Source organism: Candidatus Cyanaurora vandensis, assembly GCF_013285555.1.
GTDB lineage: Bacteria > Cyanobacteriota > Cyanobacteriia > Gloeobacterales > Anthocerotibacteraceae > Cyanaurora > Cyanaurora vandensis.
In genome coordinates this window covers 1-21,739 of record NZ_JAAXLT010000216.1, presented here as the reverse complement: position 1 = coordinate 21,739, position 21,739 = coordinate 1, and the positions used below count along the sequence as shown (strand labels likewise).

At 55.0% G+C, this 21,739-nt stretch carries 31 protein-coding genes and 3 pseudogenes; 26 read left to right on the top strand and 8 right to left on the bottom strand.

Annotated features, from left to right (window positions below; translation table 11 throughout):
* The first annotated feature begins 66 nt into the window (after positions 1-66).
* The 9 genes and pseudogenes from HFM78_RS16455 (at position 67) to HFM78_RS15255 (ending at position 5,113) form a co-directional block, all read left to right on the top strand.
* Complete coding sequence (locus HFM78_RS16455) at positions 67-210, top strand: galactose oxidase-like domain-containing protein (RefSeq protein ID WP_396033106.1); 144 nt, start codon at positions 67-69, stop codon at positions 208-210.
* A gap of 208 nt (positions 211-418) precedes the next feature.
* Entirely contained in the window at positions 419-940 is a 522-nt protein-coding gene (locus HFM78_RS15285) for a hypothetical protein (RefSeq protein WP_287130317.1), read from the top strand.
* A 57-nt stretch (positions 941-997) separates the two neighbouring features.
* A complete protein-coding gene (locus tag HFM78_RS15280) occupies positions 998-1,687 on the top strand; it encodes an energy-coupling factor ABC transporter permease (RefSeq protein ID WP_287130316.1) in 690 nt (229 codons plus the stop codon).
* Between the two features lie 9 nt (positions 1,688-1,696).
* Complete coding sequence (gene cbiQ / locus HFM78_RS15275; protein WP_287130315.1) at positions 1,697-2,464, top strand: cobalt ECF transporter T component CbiQ; 768 nt, start codon at positions 1,697-1,699, stop codon at positions 2,462-2,464.
* Positions 2,461-3,192 (top strand): energy-coupling factor ABC transporter ATP-binding protein, encoded by a 732-nt coding sequence (locus tag HFM78_RS15270; RefSeq protein WP_287130314.1) that lies wholly within the window; start codon positions 2,461-2,463, stop codon positions 3,190-3,192. Before cbiQ ends, HFM78_RS15270 begins: the two co-directional genes overlap by 4 nt.
* A 32-nt stretch (positions 3,193-3,224) precedes the next feature.
* The gene (locus HFM78_RS15265) at positions 3,225-4,004 is read left to right on the top strand and encodes an SDR family NAD(P)-dependent oxidoreductase (protein ID WP_287130313.1); all 780 of its coding nucleotides are present in this window, start codon (positions 3,225-3,227) and stop codon (positions 4,002-4,004) included.
* A 66-nt stretch (positions 4,005-4,070) separates the two neighbouring features.
* A pseudogene (locus HFM78_RS16450) lies at positions 4,071-4,331 on the top strand (DUF2887 domain-containing protein); the annotation flags it as partial.
* A gap of 45 nt (positions 4,332-4,376) precedes the next feature.
* Entirely contained in the window at positions 4,377-4,553 is a 177-nt protein-coding gene (locus tag HFM78_RS15260; RefSeq protein WP_287130312.1) for a hypothetical protein, read from the top strand.
* A 62-nt stretch (positions 4,554-4,615) separates the two neighbouring features.
* Positions 4,616-5,113: a DUF2808 domain-containing protein gene (locus tag HFM78_RS15255; protein WP_287130311.1), complete on the top strand. Its 498-nt coding sequence runs from the start codon at positions 4,616-4,618 to the stop codon at positions 5,111-5,113.
* A gap of 39 nt (positions 5,114-5,152) precedes the next feature.
* Here the strand turns inward: HFM78_RS15255 and HFM78_RS15250 are convergent, their stop codons facing one another.
* The gene (locus HFM78_RS15250; protein WP_287130310.1) at positions 5,153-5,341 is read right to left on the bottom strand and encodes a hypothetical protein; all 189 of its coding nucleotides are present in this window, start codon (positions 5,339-5,341) and stop codon (positions 5,153-5,155) included.
* Between the two features lie 46 nt (positions 5,342-5,387).
* Between HFM78_RS15250 and HFM78_RS15245 the strand changes: the two genes are divergently transcribed.
* From HFM78_RS15245 to HFM78_RS15220, 6 genes and pseudogenes are all read left to right on the top strand, one after another.
* Positions 5,388-5,663: a PP2C family serine/threonine-protein phosphatase gene (locus HFM78_RS15245; RefSeq protein WP_287130309.1), complete on the top strand. Its 276-nt coding sequence runs from the start codon at positions 5,388-5,390 to the stop codon at positions 5,661-5,663.
* Entirely contained in the window at positions 5,660-6,220 is a 561-nt protein-coding gene (locus HFM78_RS15240) for a CHASE2 domain-containing protein (protein ID WP_287130308.1), read from the top strand. The genes HFM78_RS15245 and HFM78_RS15240 overlap by 4 nt, the downstream gene beginning before the upstream one ends.
* Positions 6,109-6,588, top strand: a pseudogene (locus tag HFM78_RS15235) (CHASE2 domain-containing protein); the annotation flags it as partial. The gene HFM78_RS15240 and the pseudogene HFM78_RS15235, both read left to right, overlap by 112 nt.
* A 69-nt stretch (positions 6,589-6,657) precedes the next feature.
* Positions 6,658-7,692: a protein kinase domain-containing protein gene (locus HFM78_RS15230; RefSeq protein ID WP_315861879.1), complete on the top strand. Its 1,035-nt coding sequence runs from the start codon at positions 6,658-6,660 to the stop codon at positions 7,690-7,692.
* An 82-nt stretch (positions 7,693-7,774) separates the two neighbouring features.
* On the top strand, positions 7,775-8,890 hold the full coding sequence (recA, locus tag HFM78_RS15225) for a recombinase RecA (protein WP_287130307.1): 1,116 nt from the start codon (positions 7,775-7,777) through the stop codon (positions 8,888-8,890).
* Positions 8,865-10,262 (top strand): aminotransferase class I/II-fold pyridoxal phosphate-dependent enzyme, encoded by a 1,398-nt coding sequence (locus tag HFM78_RS15220; protein WP_287130306.1) that lies wholly within the window; start codon positions 8,865-8,867, stop codon positions 10,260-10,262. The genes recA and HFM78_RS15220 overlap by 26 nt, the downstream gene beginning before the upstream one ends.
* Positions 10,263-10,321: 59 nt before the next feature.
* Here HFM78_RS15220 and HFM78_RS15215 read toward each other — a convergent pair whose 3' ends face one another.
* Entirely contained in the window at positions 10,322-10,930 is a 609-nt protein-coding gene (locus tag HFM78_RS15215) for a superoxide dismutase (protein WP_287130305.1), read from the bottom strand.
* 50 nt (positions 10,931-10,980) lie between these two features.
* Positions 10,981-11,367, bottom strand: a complete 387-nt coding sequence (locus HFM78_RS15210) for a hypothetical protein (protein WP_287130304.1) — start codon at positions 11,365-11,367, stop codon at positions 10,981-10,983.
* Positions 11,368-11,428: 61 nt separating this feature from the next.
* Between HFM78_RS15210 and HFM78_RS15205 the strand changes: the two genes are divergently transcribed.
* The 8 genes from HFM78_RS15205 (at position 11,429) to cysW (ending at position 17,680) form a co-directional block, all read left to right on the top strand.
* Entirely contained in the window at positions 11,429-11,860 is a 432-nt protein-coding gene (locus HFM78_RS15205; RefSeq protein WP_287130303.1) for a thioesterase family protein, read from the top strand.
* A 97-nt stretch (positions 11,861-11,957) separates the two neighbouring features.
* Positions 11,958-12,173 carry a hypothetical protein gene (locus HFM78_RS15200; RefSeq protein WP_287130302.1) on the top strand — a complete coding sequence of 72 codons (216 nt, stop codon included), beginning with the start codon at positions 11,958-11,960 and terminating at the stop codon, positions 12,171-12,173.
* 556 nt (positions 12,174-12,729) lie between these two features.
* Complete coding sequence (locus tag HFM78_RS15195) at positions 12,730-13,194, top strand: fasciclin domain-containing protein (protein ID WP_287130301.1); 465 nt, start codon at positions 12,730-12,732, stop codon at positions 13,192-13,194.
* Positions 13,195-13,347: 153 nt separating this feature from the next.
* Positions 13,348-13,653, top strand: a complete 306-nt coding sequence (locus HFM78_RS15190) for a DUF1830 domain-containing protein (RefSeq protein WP_287130300.1) — start codon at positions 13,348-13,350, stop codon at positions 13,651-13,653.
* A 243-nt stretch (positions 13,654-13,896) separates the two neighbouring features.
* Positions 13,897-14,922, top strand: coding sequence for a sulfate/molybdate ABC transporter ATP-binding protein (locus tag HFM78_RS15185; RefSeq protein WP_287130299.1), 1,026 nt, complete (start codon positions 13,897-13,899; stop codon positions 14,920-14,922).
* Between the two features lie 16 nt (positions 14,923-14,938).
* On the top strand, positions 14,939-15,952 hold the full coding sequence (locus HFM78_RS15180; protein ID WP_287130298.1) for a sulfate ABC transporter substrate-binding protein: 1,014 nt from the start codon (positions 14,939-14,941) through the stop codon (positions 15,950-15,952).
* A gap of 9 nt (positions 15,953-15,961) precedes the next feature.
* Positions 15,962-16,795, top strand: a complete 834-nt coding sequence (gene cysT / locus HFM78_RS15175) for a sulfate ABC transporter permease subunit CysT (protein WP_287130297.1) — start codon at positions 15,962-15,964, stop codon at positions 16,793-16,795.
* Between the two features lie 9 nt (positions 16,796-16,804).
* Positions 16,805-17,680, top strand: coding sequence for a sulfate ABC transporter permease subunit CysW (gene cysW, locus HFM78_RS15170; RefSeq protein ID WP_287130296.1), 876 nt, complete (start codon positions 16,805-16,807; stop codon positions 17,678-17,680).
* 10 nt (positions 17,681-17,690) lie between these two features.
* On the opposite strand, the gene HFM78_RS15165 is transcribed toward cysW, so the two are convergent.
* Positions 17,691-18,239 (bottom strand): NUDIX hydrolase, encoded by a 549-nt coding sequence (locus tag HFM78_RS15165; RefSeq protein WP_287130295.1) that lies wholly within the window; start codon positions 18,237-18,239, stop codon positions 17,691-17,693.
* Positions 18,240-18,431: 192 nt separating this feature from the next.
* On the opposite strand from HFM78_RS15165, the gene HFM78_RS15160 reads away from it, so the two are divergent.
* The 3 genes from HFM78_RS15160 to HFM78_RS15150 all read left to right on the top strand — a co-directional run bounded on the left by HFM78_RS15160 (position 18,432) and on the right by HFM78_RS15150 (position 20,391).
* On the top strand, positions 18,432-18,680 hold the full coding sequence (locus tag HFM78_RS15160; RefSeq protein WP_287130294.1) for a DUF6761 family protein: 249 nt from the start codon (positions 18,432-18,434) through the stop codon (positions 18,678-18,680).
* A 37-nt stretch (positions 18,681-18,717) separates the two neighbouring features.
* The gene (locus HFM78_RS15155) at positions 18,718-20,130 is read left to right on the top strand and encodes an NAD-dependent malic enzyme (RefSeq protein WP_287130293.1); all 1,413 of its coding nucleotides are present in this window, start codon (positions 18,718-18,720) and stop codon (positions 20,128-20,130) included.
* Between the two features lie 84 nt (positions 20,131-20,214).
* Positions 20,215-20,391 (top strand): hypothetical protein, encoded by a 177-nt coding sequence (locus HFM78_RS15150; protein ID WP_287130292.1) that lies wholly within the window; start codon positions 20,215-20,217, stop codon positions 20,389-20,391.
* Here the strand turns inward: HFM78_RS15150 and HFM78_RS16445 are convergent.
* The 4 genes and pseudogenes from HFM78_RS16445 to HFM78_RS16435 form a co-directional block, all read right to left on the bottom strand.
* Complete coding sequence (locus HFM78_RS16445; protein WP_396033096.1) at positions 20,356-20,541, bottom strand: M3 family metallopeptidase; 186 nt, start codon at positions 20,539-20,541, stop codon at positions 20,356-20,358. The two genes, HFM78_RS15150 and HFM78_RS16445, sit on opposite strands and share 36 nt — an antisense overlap.
* Positions 20,542-20,678: 137 nt before the next feature.
* The gene (locus HFM78_RS16440) at positions 20,679-20,771 is read right to left on the bottom strand and encodes a hypothetical protein (protein ID WP_396033094.1); all 93 of its coding nucleotides are present in this window, start codon (positions 20,769-20,771) and stop codon (positions 20,679-20,681) included.
* A gap of 181 nt (positions 20,772-20,952) precedes the next feature.
* Positions 20,953-21,516 carry a tetratricopeptide repeat protein gene (locus HFM78_RS15145; protein WP_396035091.1) on the bottom strand — a complete coding sequence of 188 codons (564 nt, stop codon included), beginning with the start codon at positions 21,514-21,516 and terminating at the stop codon, positions 20,953-20,955.
* 3 nt (positions 21,517-21,519) lie between these two features.
* Positions 21,520-21,609: pseudogene (locus tag HFM78_RS16435) on the bottom strand (tetratricopeptide repeat protein); the annotation flags it as partial.
* Positions 21,610-21,739 lie beyond the last annotated feature (130 nt).

Genomic DNA, 21,739 nt, shown 5'->3' with positions numbered 1-21,739 from the left:
CGTATTACGCCAATCCGGCTTTCCTCAGTGACTCATGTCTTTAACATGAACTAACGGTTTAACGAATTGCCCTTTTTTAAGATTGGCGCACAGCACCTCATCGTCAAAGCCCCAACTTCAGCCAATGTGCTACCACCAAGGCACTATTTCCTGTTCCTGCTCAATGAGGCCGGAGTCCCCTCCATCGCAAAGATCTTGCGGGCGACCTAACTGGCGTGGAGCAGGAAGCCCCTCAGACTTCCTGCCTCACTAAAATAAATATTGAGCGGTTGACAGGAGCAACAAGTTGATAGTCATGCAAGTAAGTGAGCAAAAAATTTACTCAGTCACCGAGGCCTGAGAGTTAACGTGAGTTCAGGATAAGCTTTGAGCGAGCCCTCCTTATCTTCATCTGCTTGCCTCTGGGTAGATTCCAGTCATGAGTAAAACAAGTTTAGTCGTGCTCCCCGGAGCTACCACTGAGGGTACAGCGCGGTTTCTCGCACAGCTGGGGATGCCGTGCCTTTGTCTAGAACCCAATCAAGCTCCCTACGATCCCTGGCAGGTCCGCTCTTTAATAACCCGCGTGCCAACAGAAGAAGTGGTGGTGGTGGCTTTCAGTGCGGGGGTGGTCGGGGCGGTCGGGGCCTTGACCGGGACTTGGTTGGCGAGGACCGGGCTGAGGGTGAAGGCTTTGATTGCTTTAGATGGTTGGCTAGTGCCCTTATTTAAACCCTTCCCCAGTTATCGGCTCAGCCATGACCATTTCACTCACCGCACCTGTCGGCCCTTGGGCATGGGACGAGTAAACTTTTGGGCGGACCCAGCAGTGGGCCATCTCGACCTCTGGACTTATCCCGAGACGACCCAGGGTTGGGCGGTCTCAGACCAAGGACAAGTCCGCACGACAGCCTTAGTTTTTTTGCAGGAGCGACTAACCGAGCATGGGCTAGAGCCTTAAGTTTGGCAGGATGGGGCCAGCCAGCCTTTACACTGGATAGCTAAACAGGAGAACAGGATGGGTGTCGGGTTGTTGTGGTTAGGGATGCATATTCCCGATGGCTTTTTGAGTCTACCCGTCACCGCACTTACCTATGTCCTAGCTGTTGCTCTAGTCTTTTTGGCCCTCCGGCAGACGGAGCAGGCCTATGCCGATAAATTGGTGCCCCTGATGGGGGTCAGTGCGGCGTTTATTTTTGCGGCTCAGATGATTAACTTCCCGGTGCTGGGGGGGACTTCTGGGCATTTATTGGGGGGGACTCTAGCGGGAATCCTGCTGGGTCCTTGGGCGGGGACCTTGGCAATGGTGGTGGTTTTTATTGTCCAGACCCTATTGTTTCAAGACGGCGGATTGACAGCCCTAGGCGCGAACATCCTCAATATGGGTCTACTCGGGACATTTATCGGCTACTACCTCTACCGGACAGTACGGTTCACTCTGGGCGACCAACATTGGTGGGTAATGGCCTTGGCGACGGGGTTTGCGAGTTGGTGCAGTGTGATGCTGGCGGCGGTAGCGGTGGCTTTACAACTATCTTGGTCGGGGACGGTGGTGCTGGGGGTCGTTCTCCCGGCGATGTTGGTGGTTCATAGTTTGATTGGCATTGGCGAGGCGGTGCTGACGGTGGCGGTGGTGAGTTTCCTCTGGCGGACCCGGCCTGATTTACTTTTTGACCCGCCTCCGTTTACTAAAAAAGAACTCACCTAAGGACGCTTGATGTTACTTCATGTACCTACTTTTAGTCTCGCGGCGGCGGCCTACCAAGATAGCCCCTGGCATCGGCTCGCTCCCAGGGCGCGGCTGGGAGTGTCGCTGATTCTGGTTCTGGGGGTGGCTGTAACCCCGGCGCGGCTGGAATTGTGGGGAATTTATGCTCTATTCCTGTTGCTCCTCATCGTGGTGAGTCAGGTCTCGCCCGTCACGATGGTCAAACGGCTGGGCGTGGAGTTGGTTTTTGTGGGGGTCTTGCTGTTGAGTATTCTCTGGAGCGGTCAGGGTACGCCTCTGGTCAGTCTGGGGGTTTTGCAGATTACCCAGGATTCCTTGGCGCGGTTTGGTGGGGTCTTAGCTAAAGCCTTGTTGTCTCTGGTGAGTCTCAACCTGTTGACCCTGACGACCCCCGCGCCCCGGATTTTGCAGGCCCTCGAACAATTGCGCTTCCCCCGACTCTTGGTCCGGGTCCTGGAACTGATGTTGCGCTTTTTGGCGGTGCTGGTGGATGAGTTGGGCAGTATGAAACGGGCCGCCCAAGCCCGTCGCGCTGGGACACTCTTGGGTTGGGGCGTGGCAGGAAATATCCTCGGGTCATTATTTTTGCGGACCTACGGACGGGGGGAACGGGTCCATTTGGCGATGCAGGCCAGGGGGTTTAAGGGGAGTTTCCAATCTACCGGGGTACCGCCCTTGACGGTGATTGATGGGTTGGCGGTGTTGGGGACCGTGGGGTTTGTGGTCGGGGTCCTTCTTTGGCAGGGGGTTCGTTGAAGCCGCTCGTCGTCGAAAGTCTCTTCTACACCTACCCTGATGGCACCCAGGCCCTGCGGGGCGTGAGCTTCGCCCTCACGGCGGGTCAGAATGTGGCTCTAGTGGGTCCCAATGGTTCGGGTAAATCCACGCTACTGCTGCACCTCAATGGTCTCCTAGAAGCGGAGCGTGGGACCCTGGAAGTCGGGGGACAACCGCTCAAGCCCCAGAATATGGATTTTGTGCGCCGCTACGTGGGGTTGGTGTTCCAGAATCCCGAGGACCAACTTTTTATGCCCACGGTCCAGGAGGATGTGGCCTTTGGTCCCCAGAATTTAGGTTTGGCGGGGACGGAGTTGACAAATAGGGTCCGCGAATGTCTAGAGGTGGTCGGGTTGGAGCCCGCCCGCTTCCTGGAGCGGCCCTGTTTCAATTTGTCCCTGGGGGAGAAGAAACGGGTCGCCCTCGCCGGGGTCCTCGCCATGCAACCGGAAGTCCTAGTCCTGGATGAACCCTCGGCGGGGCTGGACCCCAGGGGCCGTCGCCGTCTGATTCGTCTACTCCAGGATTTCCCCCAAACCAAACTCATTGCCACTCACGACCTAGACCTAGCTCTGGAAACCTGTAGCGAGACAATTTTATTGGAGCGCGGCCTAGTTATCACCAGCGGACCCACGTCTCAACTACTCCGCGACCGGGTTTTGCTCGAAACCCATGGTTTAGAGTTACCGCTTTCGTTACAAGGGTGATTAGCTAGAGGGAGTCTACCTAGAGAGAAACCATGTTGGAGCATAAAGTCGCCCTTGTCACGGGTGCGGCCTCGGGGATTGGTCAGGCAGCGGCTTTATTGCTGGCTCAAGCGGGGGCCAAGATTGCTGCTCTCAACCGCGAAGAGAGCGAACTTCAGGAGACTGTGGCGCAGATTATCGCGGCGGGGGGCGAGGTGCTAGCTCTCGGGGCCGATGTCGCCCGACCAGAAGCGGTAGAACGGGCGGTCCAACAGGTGATGGCGCGGTGGGGACGGTTGGATATTGTGTTTGCCAATGCGGGAATTAATGGGGTCTGGGCACCCTTGGAGGAGTTGACCCCGGAGGAATGGGACCGTACCCTAGAAACCAACCTCAAGGGCACCTTCTTGACGGTGAAATACGCCGTGCCCCACCTCAAACGCCAGGGCGGTTCGATAATCATCACCAGTTCGGTCAACGGTACCCGTGTCTTCTCCAACACTGGCGCGACGGCCTATTCCTGCTCCAAAGCCGCCCAAGTCGCCTTCACAAAAATGGTCGCCCTCGAACTCGCTGAACACCGCGTCCGGGTTAATGTCATCTGCCCCGGTCTGATTGATACCAACATCGAGTCCAGCACCGAGCAACGGAACCTTGAAGGTCTCCGTCCCCCCGTGGAATACCCAGAAGGTTTTGTCCCGCTCACCCAGGGTAAGCCGGGGACTGCCAAGCAAGTTGCACAGCTAGTTCTTTTTCTGGCCTCGGACGCATCGGACCACATCAGCGGGACGGAGCTCTGGATTGATGGTGCGGAGTCGTTACTCAAGGGCTAGTACGGGATGGGAGAGGCTTTTTGCTCAATAGCGGAAAAACCCTGCCCATCTGCCTACAATGAGCCCATGAAAACCGATAGCTTGTTCTACACCTTCAGCAACTCCCCTCCTTCTTTGACACCCTGGGACTGCCCCCACAAACTGCTGACCTCTACACCTTTGACTCCGTTGAGGTCAAACAACTGAGCTTTCGGATTGATGGCGTGTTCCTCCCCCAAACGCTTGACCTGCCCATCTACTTTGTCGAGGGTCCAGTTCCAGAGTGATACCGCCTTCTATTCCCGCTTCTTCACCGAAATCTTCATGTGCCTAAATAGAACGCTCCTGATAATTAGGGATACTGTATTAACTATTCTCAATACCAGGGGATTAGTGGTTGCTGAGGCTGACCTACTTCTACCGGCAGCGACGGACTGTGTTGCGAAGAATGTATACTTTATTGATGCTTTTAATACAGCCTGGATGAAACAACAGGGGATTAATGTAGTGTGTATTTTTGACCGCCGCCATTTTTCTCGGTTTGACGAACTTACCCTAGCGGATTTATGACAGATGCCTGAACCTGGGTACAGAAGTTGTTTACAATTAGAACTAGTGACTCGGTTATGTGCATGAAGCGTGGGTTGTGGGCAGTGGTTTTGGTGGGTCTGTTGGCGGGTCCGGGGTTGGCACAGCAGGGCGGGTTTATCCTATTTGGCCCTAAGAGTTCGGAGCAAGTCCTCTCCTATCGTTCCCTCAAGGACCGCGCTGGAGCCCAACAGTCTGGGTTAGACCTCTTTTTGCAGCCCCAGAAAGTGGCCGTGCGCCAAATCCAGATCCTTTTCCCAGAGCGGTTTAAGAGCAGTTTTGACCCGAGCCAGATTGAGATGGTGGACCAGGAGTCTGGGACGGTTTTTGCCATAGAGAATGCTCAAATAGACGCTGAGGCGAAGACCTTGACCCTGATTGCCCGCGACCCCATTCCCGCGAGCGTCCCCTTGACCCTGCGCCTACGGAATATCACTAATCCCCGCTCCCCCGGCATTCACCGCCTACGGGCACGGCTTTTGGGCACGGAACCGAATCCGATTTACCGTTACGTCGGCGACTGGTACATCACGATTACCTGAGTGAGATCCTCGTTCATCCGACGGGAGTCCTACGCAAGTTCAGATTTGCCCAGGGTCTAAGCCCAGTTCACGGAATTTAGCGGCTAGTCGGTTAGCCCGTTGTTCAAGCTCTGCTCGTTGTCGTTCGAGTGCTTGCCCTTGTTCGGCTTGCAGTGCCCGGAGCCAGCGCATTGAGACGATGGGGACGACCCTCACTGCTGCTGGGGTTTGGCAAAACTGTCTGCTCAACGCTTAATTCGACGATTCGCGGGCCTATTTATTGCGGGACGGGGACTTGATTCAAATTACCCACGATCAATCCCTGGTAGACCATCTCCTCAAAGAGGATCTGATTACGCCTGAAGTCATCCTCACCGAACATCAACTCAAGGACCAGGATTTATTATTGTTGTGTAGTGACGGCTTGTATGGCATGGTCGGACACAATGCTATCGAAAAAATTCTACTCACCTACCCCGTCGCCCAGGCGGTCCATGAACTCGTCAATCAAGCCAATGCCCTAGGGGGCCAAGACAACATCACGGTCCTAGTGACGCGCTTTACGTCATGAAAGCCCCGGTGCAACTTGTCACGGTCGGGGCGGCGGTGGTTTTGGCGGTGCTAGGGGTACGGCAGTCGGGAGCCTTACAACCCCTTGAACTCTGGGCCTATGACCGGATGGTCCAGTTGCGCCCAGACCAGGGACCAGACCCCCGTTTACTGATCGTGACCGTGACCCAGGCAGACCTCCAACGCCAGAAACGGTACCTCCTCTCTGATGCAGTCCTAGCTAAGACCCTAGCCAGCTTAGAGCGGCAAGGAGCGGCAGTGATTGGACTGGATATTTACCGGGACCTGCCCGTGGAACCAGGACACCAAGCGTTAAGGAAACTACTCATGCGTTCAGACCGGATCTTCGCGGTCATGAAACTGGGGGAGGGGGCAGACGGGGGGTACCCGCACCACCGGGTTTACCCCCAGACCGGGTGGGGGCTAGTGATATCCCGGTGGATAGCGGAGGCATCACCCGCCGCAGCTTGCTCTATACCACGCCAAACGCCATGCCTATTTATTCACTATCCTTTGGGGTGGCCCTGCATTATCTTGCTGACCAGGGGATACAGCTAGACCGCAACCCCACGAACCCCACGGAATTACGCCTTGGCTCGATAGTCTTGCCTCCCCTGGATGCCAACGCGGGGAGCTATGTGGGGAATGATGCGCGGGGCTACCAGACTTTAATTCACTATCGTTCGGCCCAGCGAGTCGCTCGGATGGTTACGTTGACGGAGGTGTTGGCGGGGAGCGTGGACCCGAGTTGGGTCAAGGGGAAAGTCGTTCTGGTGGGGATGACCGCCGAAAGTATCAAAGACCTTTTCTATACGCCCCATAGCACGGGGCAAGCCAATAACCAGAAGATGCCGGGGGTCGTGGTCCAAGCTCAAGTGGTCAGTCAGATCCTCGGGTCCGCCCTAGACCAAAAGCCCTGGCCCTGGTATTGGAGTGACGCGTGGGAGCTGGGATGGATTGCGGTTTGGGGCTTAGGGGGAGGACTTGTTGCCGTAATGGTCCGCTCCCGGTGGGGACTGGTAGTAGCGGGATTCCTGGCTTTGTTGACGGTGGGAGGCTTGAGTTTCGGGCTGTTCTTGCAGCAGGGTTGGGTCCCGGTGGTCCCGGCAATCTTGGCTCTAGTGGGCAGTCTAGCCGCAGTGCGGGGGACCCTGAGTTTGACGAGTACGGTGCAAACCTTGGCAGATACGGTGGTGATGGCGACTCCGGCAGTGCGGGTGGGAGAACGCTACACCCTAGAGCGGACCCTCGGCGCGGGCGGGATGGGAGATGTCTACCTCGCCCGCGATACCCTGGTGGGCCGTCAGGTGGCAGTCAAAATTCTTAAGGCGAATATTGCAGACCAGCCCGGTCTGCGCCTGCGTTTTGAACGGGAGGTGGCGGTCTGTGCGGCTCTGGAGAGTCCCAATATCGTGCAGGTGACGGACTACGGGGTGACGAACCAGGGCTATCCCTTTTTTGTGATGGAGTATTTGCGCGGACAAACCCTAGGCGACCTACTCAAAAAAGAACCCCAATTAACCGCGCAACGGGCCATCGCCATTGTGCAGCAGGTCTGCGAGGGCTTGCGGTTGGCCCACCAGGGCGTCGTTCTCAAGGGCGAGACTACGCCCTGTAAACTAGTCCACCGCGACCTCAAGCCCGATAATATCTTTTTGGTCCCTACGCCCCTGGGTGAGTTAATCAAGGTCCTGGATTTTGGGATTGTCAAGCTCCAAACTGAGCGCGTTACCCAGACCGGGCAGTTCGTCGGGACATCACGCTATGCGGCTCCTGAGCAGTGGCAGGGCCAAGCAGACGTAGACCAGCGAGCGGATATCTATAGTTTGGGGGTAATTTTTTATGAGATGTTGAGCGGGACGGACCCCTTTGGTCTGGGGACGGAGCCAACTAGCCTAGCCCGCTGGTATGTCGGTCATGTCCTCTCGCCCCCCAAACCTCTCGTCGCGCCCCCCGCCCTTGCCGCCGTGGTGATGCGTTGTCTTGCTAAGAAACCAGCAGAGCGTTTCCGCAATGTGGACGAATTATGAGCCGCCTTGGACTCCATCCCCACCGCCTAGAATCCCTGAACAGGTGGGTTACAATCGAATGTCAGGCATCAGGACGGGCACCATGGCACGTAGCAATTCCAACGGGGCAAGCTCCAAAGCTGCCGCTCCCCAAGACGATAAGCAAAAAGCATTACAGGCAGTACTGGGCCAGATTAAGAAAACCTTTGGCGAAGGTTCGATCATGCGTTTGGGGGACAACACCCAGATGCGCGTCGAGACCGTCCCCAGTGGTGCGCTAACGTTGGATATTGCCTTGGGCGGCGGGATTCCCCGGGGGCGGGTGATTGAGATCTACGGGCCGGAGTCCTCGGGTAAAACAACCTTAGCCCTGCACATCGTGGCTGAAGTTCAGAAACGGGGGGGTACTGCTGCTTTTGTAGATGCCGAACACGCCCTCGATCCGGTCTACGCCGCTGCCCTGGGCGTGGATACCGACAATCTGCTCATTGCCCAACCCGATACCGGGGAATCGGCCCTAGAGATCGTTGACCAACTCGTGCGCTCCGCCGCTGTCGAGGTGATTGTCATTGACTCCGTCGCCGCCCTAGTCCCTCGTGCCGAAATTGAAGGAGAGATGGGGGATAGTCACGTCGGGTTACAGGCACGTCTGATGAGTCAGGCCCTCCGCAAAATCACCGCCAACGTCAGCCGGACCAACTGCATCGTCATCTTTTTAAACCAGTTACGCCAAAAAATCGGGGTCATGTACGGCAACCCCGAGACGACCACCGGGGGACAGGCTCTCAAGTTCTACGCCTCCTTGCGCCTGGATATCCGCCGGGTCGAGAGCCTCAAAAAAGGCCAAGAAGAGTACGGCAACCGGGTCCGTGTCAAAGTGGTCAAAAATAAAGTCGCCCCGCCCTTCCGCAAAGCCGAATTCGACCTCATCTTCGGGAAGGGTATCTCCTCGGTCGGCTGTGTCCTCGACCTAGCCGTAGAAACCGATATTATCGAACGCCGGGGAGCTTGGTATATGTGTGAAGGTGAACGTTACCAAGGCCGCGAGAATCTCCTAATCGCCCTGACGGAGAATCTGCCCCTAGTGGCTGAGTTGGACCGCCGGGTCCGCGAGAAACTGGCGGTGGGTGCCCAGGTATCCCCTCTCGCCGTGGCTAAACTGAGCAGCGATGAACTGGAAGATGCGGACCTAGATGCGGACTTCGCTATGGATGAATGATTTAGCTCAAGCTCTCCGTGGGTACCGAGACCAGGACTCTTTACTACTGTGTACGCCTGGTCACCAGCAGGGGCGGTATGCGCCCCCCGGTCTGGCAGACCTGCTTAATCTCCGTTGTGACCTGACGGAACTGGCGGGTTTGGATGACCTCCAGCACCCGACGGGGGTTTTAGGCTTGGCTCAGCAGCGGGCGGCCAGACTTTGGGGGGCTGACCACACGGCTTTTTTAGTGAATGGGTCTACGGTCGGGCTCCAGGCGATGCTCTGGGGATGTTTGCGTCCGGGGGATTGGCTTTTGTTGCCGCGTAATGTCCATCAAGCGGTAATAGGAGCCTTGGTCCTCGGAGGTATCCGGCCCATCTGGTTGGAGCCTGCGTGGGATGCCTGGGGGATTGCCCATGGCGTGACTGCGCGTCAAGTGGAAGAAGCACTGAATGTGCATCCCCAAATCCGGGCTGTATTAATGGTCTATCCCACTTATTACGGAGTGTGTGCGCCGCTCGCGGAAGTGGCGGCGGTGGCCCATCGGTGGGGTTTGCCTTTGTTGGTGGACAGTGCTCATGGGGCTCACCTAGCGTTTCATGCCCAGTTGCCCATGTGTGCGGTGGCAGCGGGAGCGGATGGGGTAGTTCAATCCACCCACAAAACGGCGGGTTCACTTACCCAGAGTGCGATGCTGCATTTGCGAGCGGGCTACTTGGACCCAGCGGCGGTGTTGCGGGTGTTGGGGATGATTCAGAGTACGAGTCCCAGCTATTTGTTATTAGCTTCTCTGGCGTTGATGACGGATTATTTAGAGATAGTGGGGGAGCAACTCTGGGACCGGGCCTTGCATCTAGCGTGTAAGGTACGGCAGGTTCTCGGGGAGTTACCTGGTTGTGCAGTCCTGACCGCTCCGCTTGGGCATGACTTGGATTTGACTCGAATTACACTACGGGTGCCAGTCAATGGGTTTGCCCTAGAAGAATTTTTGATTAATGAGCAAATTCATCCAGAGTTGAGTGGGCCAGACCACCTTGTTTTTATTTTGACCCCAGCGCATGATGACCGGGTTTTTACGCAGTTGGTTCCGGCGTTACGGCGGGGTTTGATGGTATTGCCCAGTTTGTCGTGGCGGGATTGGCCCAAGCCGCCCTGTCCGGTCACGACTGATTTGGGGGGAGCTTTCTTTGGTCCGCAACGGGTGGTTCCACTGCAAGCGGGAGTAGGGCGGGTAGCGGCTCAGGCCTTGACACTCTATCCGCCGGGGATTCCCCTGGTTTTACCGGGAGAGGTGATGACGGTGGAATTAGTGGCATATGTGGAGTTGGTGCGTGGGGAAGCCCGAATGGTGGGTTGGCGGGGAGCGGGGCTAGTGGCGGTGGTGGAATAGCGATAAGTTCCTAATATAAAGCGGTACCCCCAAGGGAGTACCGCCCTTCGTTAAATTGATTAATGCTCTAACATGACCAAACGGTTCGCGCACACTTGCCAGTCAACGTTCTTGAAGAAGGCTTCAATATACTTGGGCCGTTCCGTGGGGGCGTAATCCACAGTAAAGGCGTGTTCCCAGGCATCCATGATCAAGACAGGAATGTAACCGGCGGGATGGCCTTCTTCGTGGAGAGTGACCCAGTGGTTACTGAGCAGCCCATTGGTCGGGTTCTGGTACATGATGGCCCAGCCCACTCCACGCATCTTCGCCACCGCTTTGAAATCCTTGTCCCAGTTCTCATAGGAACCAAAACTCTCCACAATCCGCGCATACAGGGGCGAAGCAGAAGGCAATTCGCCGCCGTTGGGTTTCATGTTCCCGAAATACAACTCATGGAGGATCATGCCGTTGTACTCAAAACCAAGCCGACGCTTCTGTTCGGCGAACTCGGGGGTAGACTCCTTGCCCTCGTCCACCAACCGGGCAATCTCGCTGTTGAGCTTGTTGACGTTGGTCACATAACCGTTGTAGAGCTTCTCGTGCTGCTTGATTTGGTCATCCGACAAGCCCAGCAAACCCATCAAGGTAATGGGAGTCGCTTTGTATTCGTACACACTGGTTGCCATCTTCAATCCTCGCTGCACTGGTATCGCCAGTTTCCATTATATGAATCGAATCAGGAACGGCGTTCCAGGTCCTCAATACAAGTCAAGAGTAAGCGGCGGGCCTGCCGTTGCCAGCCCAACCGCTGCAACGTGAAGGCCGCCGCCACGCCCAAAGCCGCAATTACCCAAGCTACCTTCAGCCCCAGAAACCCTGCCAACAACGCCAGCCCTGTAATGCCATAGAACGGTAATGCCACCGCCTGCCGCTGCTGTTCGACGACTGAGGCTAACTGGCCTCCAGTAGCGAGTTCTTGTTGGAGCAAGGCTTTCAGTTGGGCACGTTCCCCCACGGGTAAAAAGGCGACCTTGGGCCGTAACTTCTCTAGTTTGCGGAGGGGGGTGCTGTATTGGGCGAGTTCGTCTTCGGCGAGCTTGAGCAAACGGGCTTGGGTTTCCATATTTTGTCAACCTAGGACAATCCATTATGTCAAGCTGGGACCGTTGCGCCAGCCTCAAGCCATGACCCACCGCTTCCAACTCCCGGTTTATCCCCATGACACGGACTATGGGGGGATTGTCTCGCACCGCGCTATTGTCACTTGGTTGGAGATGGCCCGGATTGATTTTGTCCGTAGTGTGGGGCTAGAGTTTGCGGAGTTGTGGACGGCGGGTTTTGACCTGCCGGTGGTCGAACTACAAGTCCGTTACCTCAAGATGATCCCCTTCGGGGTTCAAGTGAGTATTTTGACGCGGTTAGTTCAATTCCAGGCCCCCCGGTTGAGTTGGACCTACGCGCTCTATTCACCTGATGAACAGCTTCATTACGCCCAAGCCCGCAGCGACCATGCCATTGTGGACCGTGGAGGCCGTCCCTGCCGACGCTTCCCCGCTGTCTTGACTCCCATGGGACCGTTAATCGAGCAAGACGGAGGTGCTAATCAGACGCAATAAAAATTAAAGAATCACCAACGACTCGACATAATGAGTAAAAATACTCTTATGGTTCTTCAGGAACGACGCTGTGCATCTTGCCTGCTGCCTCTTGCTTATGGTCTCTGCCTTCCTCTGGGTCCTCAGCGGTCCTCTGCTATGGGAACGGTGCATGGCTCTTGGTCGGCTCTGTGTATTGACCATGGTTTGCTTTATCGGTATCCACCTCGCAAACTCCTTACCCAGCCAAGTCCAGGCTACGGGTCCAAGTAACATCTTCCAAAAATTCAGTCAACCTAGGACTTCCTGTGTCCACTGGGGCGGTTGTCCCTAAGAAATTTTATCCCTGTCACTGCTGTCAGCCTCTTGAGTTTTGTCCGGGGGAGATAATTGTTGGCACTGCTTTCAACAACCTATGAGGATATGAACCTAAGGTTCCACCCTCACGCTCCCTCCGACCCGAGGACGGGAAGGTATGGGGCAGAGAGGCTGCTTGGAAAAGGGTAAATTCCCCCAATTTTGCAGATCTCTACCTTGAGGACTAAGCACAATTGATGAAGAATCTCATATTGTCGGAAATGGACATTTCTTAAAAGGAAGTACTGATGTTCAATCGCACAGGCACCGTGATGCTGAGCGTTGTCGGGGGATGTGCCCTGCTCGCCTTGTCCGTCACTGCCCAGACCACCCCTCCTTCCGGCAGTACAACGATGCCGAGTATGCAGAATCCTGGTTCCATGCAAAACCCTGGTTCCATGCAAAACCCTGGCTCTATGCAAAACCCTGGCTCTATGCAAAACCCTGGTTCCATGCAAAACCCTGGCTCTATGCAAAACCCTGGTTCCATGCAAAACCCTGGCTCTATGCAAAACCCTGGCTCTATGGGCGATATGCAACGTACTACGCCCATGGGTACCGGGACTGTGGTAGACGTCGCGTCTAAGAATAATAACCTCAAGACTTTTACCGCTGCTGTCAAAGCAGCAGGTCTGACCGAAACTCTCGCGGGTCGTGGTCCCTACACGGTTTTCGCGCCCTCGGATGCCGCCTTTGCCGCCCTGCCTGCTGGGACACTTGACAACCTGCTCAAGCCTGAGAATAAGACCCAACTGACTCAGATCCTCACCTACCATGTGGTCTCGGGTATTGCGCCCTCTAATAAACTCCAAACTGGGAGCGTCCAAACGGTCAACGGCAGTGCTGTCGCCGTGCGGGTGAATGCTAGCCGTAGTGAGATCACTGTGGGTGGAGCCAAGCCCATCGTCCCTGACGTCCAAGCTAGCAATGGCATCATTCACGTCATTGACAAGGTTCTCATGCCGCCTAAAGCTGCTTCCAGCATGGGTGGCATGTAAATTCTCGTTTCTGCTAATTTTGGTCCCCGCTAGCTCTACAGGCTGGCGGGGATTTTTTAAGCAAGGGACGTCTCCCCAGAAAATCTTGAGAAAGGTTGTGTCGATGATAAAGAAATATTATACTAACTACATATTCCTATACAGAAGCTTCCCATGGAACTTCACGGGTTTGATGGTCTGCCGCCGGTATCCACACAAGAGTGTATCCAGTGCAGCTATACCAATAGTTCGCCGCACCTCCAGATCCTACGGATTGAAAACGTAGAGTCCTGGTATTTTGAACGGGTTATATTCCCCGGTCAGAACCTAGGGTTTTGTGCTACGACGCAAGCCATTGCCCGCATTTATAGCTGTGACCATGCAGGCTGTCTGCTGGATGACAATCTACGTTGCGTGGACTTGCAGATTAGCGATGGTCGACCGTCACGGGTCGTCCCGGTCGCTCCCAAAATAGCCTAAATATAGGCCACAAATTTGACCCCCCATCTCCTCAATTGAAGAGGCGGGGGGTTTGACCTATGGAACCATTTGGCCTTTTAGGTTTAATTCATCCCTAAGTTTTATACAGCAAATTTGGTAACAAAATTGACAATTTTTGAGAATAATATCAATTATGTGTGCATACAAAGTGTAATCAATTTGCAATCATGCTAGTATTTTCAGGGAACTGAAGAGATACTCACCTCGTAATAGGAGTCCGGGATGGCGATACAAGTACAGGGCGTATCCAAGCAATTTGGCTCGTTTCAGGCGGTGGCTGACATCAATCTTGAGATTGGCGCGGACTCGCTAGTAGCTCTTCTGGGGCCTTCTGGCTGTGGTAAGTCCACCCTACTCAGGCTGATTGCGGGGCTGGAATCACCGGATACGGGTTCAATCTGGCTCTCCGGGCAAGATGCCACCCGCCAACGGCTCCAGGAACGCAATATCGGGTTTGTCTTTCAGCATTACGCCCTGTTTAAACACCTCTCGGTACGCGAGAACATTGCTTTTGGCATGGCAGTCCGCAAATTCCCCAAAGCCCAGGCCCAACGGCGGGTAGACGAACTGTTGGAGCTAGTCCAACTCACGGGGTTGGGCAACCGTTACCCAGCGCAACTCTCAGGGGGTCAACGCCAACGGGTTGCTTTAGCCCGTGCCCTAGCGGTCGAGCCGAGTGTCCTGTTGTTGGACGAACCCTTTGGTGCCCTGGATGCCAAGGTGCGTAAGGACCTGCGGGGTTGGTTGCGTCGCTTGCATAACGAGGTCCACGTCACGACGTTCTTTGTGACCCATGACCCGGAGGAGGCGATGGAGATTGCCGACACGATTGTGGTCATGAATAAGGGCCGTGTGGAACAGGTCGGTTCGCCGATTGAGATCTATGACCAGCCCGCGAGTTCCTTTGTGATGGGCTTCCTGGGTCAGGTCAATGCGGTACCCCACACCTCTCCGCTGTTCCCGAGTGCGACCGATGCGGTGGAGGTCTTCGTGCGGCCCCACGACCTACAAGTGGTCGCGGCCCCCACGCCTAACTCAGCCCCAGCGCGGGTGGAGCGGTTATTGCATATGGGTTGGCATGTCCAGGCGGAACTGGCCCTCGAAAGTGGTCAAACCTTGACCGCCCTAATTAGTCGGGAACAATTTAACGCCCTAGGGTTAGCTCCCGCTCAACAGGTCCACGTGTTGCTGAGCAACCCCCGTTCTTTTAACGCTGAGTCTGCCCGTCGGGTCCAAATCCCGGCCTAACCTTCTGGAGTAACTGATGAAAGTCCTACGTCTGGCTCTGACCCTCCTCAGTGCCCTACTTCTGAATGCGCCCCTGTTGGCTCAGCCCAAGTCCGTTACCTTACTGAATGTCTCCTACGACCCGACCCGCGAACTATACAAAGATTTCAATGCTGCTTTTGGGAGCTTCTGGAAGCAGAAGACCGGGCAGAGTGTCACGATTAACCAGTCCCACGGCGGCTCCGGTAAACAGGCCCGCTCAGTGATTGATGGCCTGGAAGCGGATATCGTCACCCTCGCTCTGGCCTACGACGTGGACGCACTCCATGACAAGGGTCAGCTCATCCCCGCTGCTTGGCAAAAACGGCTCCCGGACAACAGTGCTCCCTACACTTCAACGATTGTTTTCCTGGTCCGTAAGGGCAACCCCAAGCGGATTGTGGACTGGAATGACTTGGTTAAACCGGGCATCCAAGTCATCACCCCCAACCCCAAGACCTCCGGCGGGGCCCGGTGGAACTTCCTGGCGGCTTGGGCTTTCGCGCTCAAGCAGTACCGGGGCGACGAGGCCAAAGCACGGGAATTCGTGACCAAGCTCTTCAAAAATGTCCCCGTCCTGGATTCTGGGGCGCGGGGTTCGACGACGACGTTTGTGCAACGGGGCATCGGGGATGTGTTGTTGGCCTGGGAAAACGAAGCTTATCTCTCGAAAAAAGAACTCGGCCCGGACAAAGTGGATATCATCATCCCGTCTCTGAGCATCCTGGCGGAACCCTCCGTGAGTTGGGTAGATAAAGTTATCGCCAAGCGCGGGACCACTGAGGTCGCCAAGGCTTACTTGCAATATCTCTACAGTCCCGTCGGTCAGGACTTGGCGGGTAAGCACTACTACCGGCCCCGTTCCGCTGAGGCGGCCAAGAAGTATGCCAGTCAGTTCGGCAAGGTGAAGCTCGTCACCATTGACCAGACCTTCGGCGGTTGGGACAAAGCGCAAAAGAAATATTTCGACGATGGCGGGATTTTCGACCAGATTTATCAACCCACGCGCTAAGGCAAACTCATGACCCTCACCTTGAAGAAATACAGTGTCCTGCCTGGTTTTGGGCTAAGCCTGGGCTACACCATTTTTTACCTGAGCTTGATTGTTCTAATCCCGCTCTCGACCATCTTCTTTAAAACCGCCACCCTAAGCTGGGAACGGTTTTGGGAAGTGGTGACGGACCCACGGGTAATTGCGTCCTATCAACTAACCTTTGGGGCTTCGCTGGCAGCGGCCCTCATCAATGCAGTCTTTGGGTTGTTGGTCGCCTGGGTTTTGGTGCGCTACTCCTTTCCGGGTAAACGGATTTTTGATGCCTTGGTAGACTTGCCCTTTGCCCTCCCGACGGCGGTGGCGGGGATTGCCCTGACCACGCTCTATGCCCCGAACGGTTGGCTGGGTCAGTACCTAGACCCCCTGGGTATTAAAGTCGCCTTTACACCCCTGGGAATCATGATTGCCCTGACCTTCATCGGCTTTCCTTTTGTCGTCCGCACCGTCCAACCCGTGTTGCAGGACTTGGAAGTAGAAGTCGAGGAAGCAGCGGCCTGTCTAGGGGCGAACCGCTGGCAAACTTTTACGAGAGTCATCTTCCCAAACCTGTTTCCGCCCCTGTTGACCGGGTTTACCCTGGCCTTTGCCCGTGCTTTGGGGGAGTACGGCTCGGTGGTTTTTATCTCCGGGAATATGCCCTTCAAAACCGAGATTACGTCCTTGCTCATCATCACCAAGCTGGAGCAGTACGATTACGCCGGGGCGACAGCGATTGCGTTGGTCATGTTGGTGGTTTCGTTTAGTTTGATTTTTGTGATTAACCTCATCCAACGCTGGTCCATTCAGCGGTACGCCAAATAAGGAGGACCCATGGTCAGCACTACCACCGCCCCGTCCGCTCCCCAAGCCCCACCGACGCTCCGTCGGGCAACCACGGAACCCCCCTGGGTCCAGTTTCTACTGATTGGCACGGCTCTGGCTTTCTGTGTTTTATTTTTGATTGTGCCCTTAATCGCGGTCTTCAGTGAGGCCCTAGCGAAGGGGGTCGAGTTATACTTTGCTGCTTTTCAGGACCCAGACGCGCTGGCTGCTGTCGGGCTGACTTTGCTCACGGCGGCGATTTCAGTCCCGTTGAATCTTGTTTTTGGGGTGGCGGCGGCTTGGTGTATCGCTAAGTTCGACTTTGCGGGTAAGAACTTTTTGTTGACTCTGGTTGATTTACCGTTCTCGGTTTCCCCAGTCATTGCCGGGGTAATTTTCGTGTTGATGTTTGGGAGTCAGGGCTGGTTTGGACCGTGGCTGAGTGACAACGATATCAAAATTATTTTTGCGGTGCCGGGGATTGTCCTAGCGACAACGTTTGTCACCTTCCCATTTATTGCCCGTGAACTGATTCCCTTGATGCAGGAGCAGGGTACCGAGCAGGAGGAAACGGCCTTGGTCCTGGGGGCGAGTGGTTGGCAGACTTTCATGCGGATTACCCTCCCCAACGTGCGCTGGGCGTTACTCTACGGGGTCATCCTTTGTAATGCACGGGCGATGGGCGAATTCGGGGCGGTCTCCGTCGTCTCTGGGCACATCCGTGGCCTCACCAATACGATGCCGCTCCACGTTGAGATCCTCTACAACGAGTACAATTTCGTCGCTGCCTTCGCGGTCTCCTCACTCTTAGCCGTCTTGGCCTTGATTACCTTGCTCCTCAAGAGCTTCATTGAGTGGCGCATTGAGCAGCAGCACCAAGAGTGATTGATTAAAATCAGACACTGAAGGGATAGTTACCGGGCGGATTGGTGCGGGGAGCAAAGTTGGTTTGCCCCCGCATCGCTGCGTAATCCTGTAAAGCCCAGTGGACCGTGGGGAACGCCAGTTGGTCCCAGGGAATCTCTGCCCAAGTAAATAAACCTACTTCCAGACTCTCCACCCCCGCCTGCACATCGAGATTGAGCAAGGTACCGCGATAAAAAAACTGCACCTGACTGATGCGGGGAATGTTGTAAAGGCTCAGCAAGCAGTCAATCTCGACTTGGGCAAAAGCTTCTTCCCAGGCTTCACGGGCTGCCCCCTCGCTGGTGGTCTCGTTGAGTTCGAGGTAGCCCGCTGGGAGCGTCCAGTAGGTGCGGCGCGGTTCGATAGCCCGCCGACAGAGGAGAAACTTGTCTTCCCAAGTACAGACTACTCCGGTCACAATCTTGGGATTCTCATACTCGATGAAGCCACAGTCAGGGCAGACCAAACGTTCGCGGTTGTCACCCGCCGGGACAGTCAACAGAGAGGGACCCCTGGGCGGGCCAGCATTGGGGAGCATCGGCGACCTCACTAGAATTCTATAATAAGCAAAAGTACGGATTAGATTAACCGTCAGTGCAGACAGCGGACTGTAAATGGATTTCAATTTATCTCAATCCTAGGTAGTGTTTCTGTCAAAATGTCCACGCTATGCTTGAAACATACCGCCCATAAGTGACACAATTTAGATAACGAGCGCGGGAGGCCCCCAATGCTACAAGATCCCCAAACCATCCGGCACTATCAACGATTGACCGACAATCTGGCGGAACTTTTTTATCGCGGCTACCGCTCTGAGGAACTACGTTTATTCTGCAACGGTTATATCACCGCTCTGCGTCATTCGCAAATCCTAGAGAGCTACGAAGTAAATCGCCTAGAGCAGGAAATCGAACGCTGTGTGCGTGACCCCGAGAGCCTCGTACCCGAGCCGCTGGCGATCCCTGAACTAGAGTATTAAGTTTGGTAGGCTAGGGAAGCTCATTCAACGAACTACCATGACCCCGCTCACCCCGAACGCTAGTTTCAGCATGACCCTGCGACTCCAGGTCCCCAACCGCTCGGAGATTTTAATTAAATTGACCGAGGGAATTGCCGAGACGGGGGCGGAGTTGGGGGATCTAATACTGGTCGAGAAGTTAGCAGAGCATAGTATCCGGGTACTGACCTTTGCGGCCAGTAGTGAAGATCATGCCCAGTGGGTGCTGGCGGTCCTCAAGGATCTACCGGGGGTCCAGGTCCTCGCAGCGGAAGACCGGACTTTTGCCCTCCATCAAGGCGGCAAGATCTCAGTCGAGAGTAAATCGCCGCTCAAGAACCAAGACCAACTCTCACGGGGCTATACACCCGGGGTGGGCCGGGTCTGTCAAGCGATTCACCAAAACCCGGAGTTAGCTTTTACCTACACGATTAAGCCCCACACCGTCGCCATTGTCACCGATGGTTCAGCGGTCTTGGGGTTAGGGAATATTGGTCCTTTAGCGGCCCTCCCGGTGATGGAAGGTAAGGCGATGATCTTCAAGGAGTTTGCGGGACTTGATGCCTTCCCAGTCTGTCTGGACACTCAGGATACCGAAGCTATTATTGCCACGGTCCAATACCTCGCTCCGGTTTTTGGTGGGATTAACCTGGAGGACATTAGTTCACCCCGTTGTTTTGAGATTGAGGAACGGTTGCGGGACCTATTGGACATTCCAGTTTTTCATGATGACCAGCACGGGACGGCGGTGGTTCTCTTGGCGGCTCTCCTCAACGCCTTGGCGATTGTCGAGAAACCCTTGGCTGAAATTAAAGTCGTCTTCAATGGCGTGGGCGCGGCGGGGATGGCCTGTACCCAGATGTTGCAACAGGCGGGGGTCCGTCACATCGTTGGCTGTGACCGCAGCGGCGCAATTTATCTAGGCCGTACTGCCAACATGAACTCGGTCAAGGAACGCTATGCCCAAATCACCAATCCCCAGGGCGAACAGGGTAGTTTAGGGGACGTTTTGCGTGGGGCGGATGTATTTGTCGGGCTATCGGGTCCGGGACTGGTCACGCTTGAAGATATTCAGGGCATGGCTACCAAGCCTTTAGTATTTGCCCTCGCTAACCCAGTCCCCGAGATCGCCCCAGAAGTCGCTGGTCCCCATGTGGCAGTCATGGCAACGGGGCGCAGCGATTACCCAAACCAAATCAACAACGCCTTGGCCTACCCAGGAATTTTCAAAGGGGCCTTGGACTGCCGCGCTCGCTGTATTAATGAAGTGATGAAACAAGCTGCTGCCCAAGCTCTCGCGGGTCTCATTCTCCCGGCTGAGCGCAGGCCTGGGTATATCATTCCCTCGGTCTTTGATCCGCGCGTGGTCCCCGCCGTGGCGCAAGCTGTTGCCCAAGCTGCCCGTGAGACTGGGGTGGCGCGTCTCCCCTAAGCTGTAGGACTAGTTAGAATTAATTGTTCAATAAGAGCTTTTGCTCATTTTTGGTACTATAAAACCAATCCAAGGTGAATCAACATGGACATCCAGACATTTGTGGATCACATTCTCGCCGACAAAGTCATCACGCGGGCAGAACAAGCAGAATTTGACCAGCTCGTGACCGCCGACGGGCAGATCTCCAACAAGGAACGCGAGCAAATCCAGCGTGTTGTCGCGTTAATTGAGAGTGGGGAAGTCAAAATCGTCGAGTGATTTAGATTCACGACCCAGGAAGCGACGAATGAGGAGGTCGGGCTCGTAGGTGCCACCCGGCTCTAGAATGTTAGTCCGGTAGCTCGCTCCCACCACCTTGCTGGTCAAACCGTCCTGCTGAAAACGGGTAAACATATCTTGGGCGTACACTTTGGACTACAGATAGCCGTAATACCCGCTGTCATAGCCTCCCATCAGGTGCCCAAACCCAGCCTGGGGCATGGTGCCGGGGACCAACGGGATCTGCGAAGTCCGCTGGGCTACAGCTTGCCAAACTTGGGTGGTATTCAGTTTAGGACCAGAGGAGTGATCAAGGTCTGGTGCATGATGTGCCCAAACTCGTGGAACAGGGTTTCCATCTCCCCCAAACTTATAACCACCCTAGCCTGAGAGTCTGGGGTAAAAATTGGCGGGTCACTCTATTCTGATTCCCTGAGTATTGAGGGCAGTCAAGGCGATACCTACCTCAAAGTGATGGCAGCAAATACCCAAATCATTGTCGAGGGGCTAGGAGGTACCTACACTGTGTTCCCCTTTTTGTGAATGGGGAGTATCAACTTCTTAAGGCCCATAGGCAGCCATTGCTGCCTGGAGGATACCCCGTTCTTCCACTGGGAGTTCGAGTAATACCCGCACATCGCCATTAGTTTTGCGGTATTTCCAAAGGGTCTCCAACAACCGAAACGTAACCTGAAACTCCGCTCGTCCCTCTGCTACTGTCCGCCACAAATTCAGCCAATCCTCTAGTTCCCGTGCATCCACTCCACTTTTAACCAGCTCCCGAAAACAGTTTTTAAATTGCCCCCGCAAGATAGGCAAAACGCTACTTTGAATCTGGAAATTCTGGGCCATAGCTATACTCTGCTCAAAAATCAGGTATGCCCGCCGCCACTCGTATTGCTTTAGATAAAGTAGACCCAGACTACCTAGAGTTTTAACGCCATCAGAATGCTCCTCGCCTAAAAGTTTGAGATAGAGCACTAAGGCTTGCTGCAACAACGGCTCAGCCTGATCGTATCGCCCTTGGGAAGTGTAGAGTTCAGCGAGATTATTCATACTAGCTGCCACATCGGGATGCTCCTGGCCCAACAGCTTGATTCTTAAGGCCAAGGCTTGCTGCAACAACAGCTCGGCCTGGTCGTACCGCCCTTGGGACTTGTAGAATACAGCGAGATTACTGAGACTCTGTGCTAAGTTTAGATTTTCTTCGCCTGTAATTTTACGATAAAGAGTTAGGGCTTGTTCTTGTAGGGCACCTCGATAAATAAAGGATGAAGGGAAGAATTATTAGAAAAAATGATTTTTGTTAACAAACAAGGGGTTTTATACCCCTCTCTGCTAATCTTTT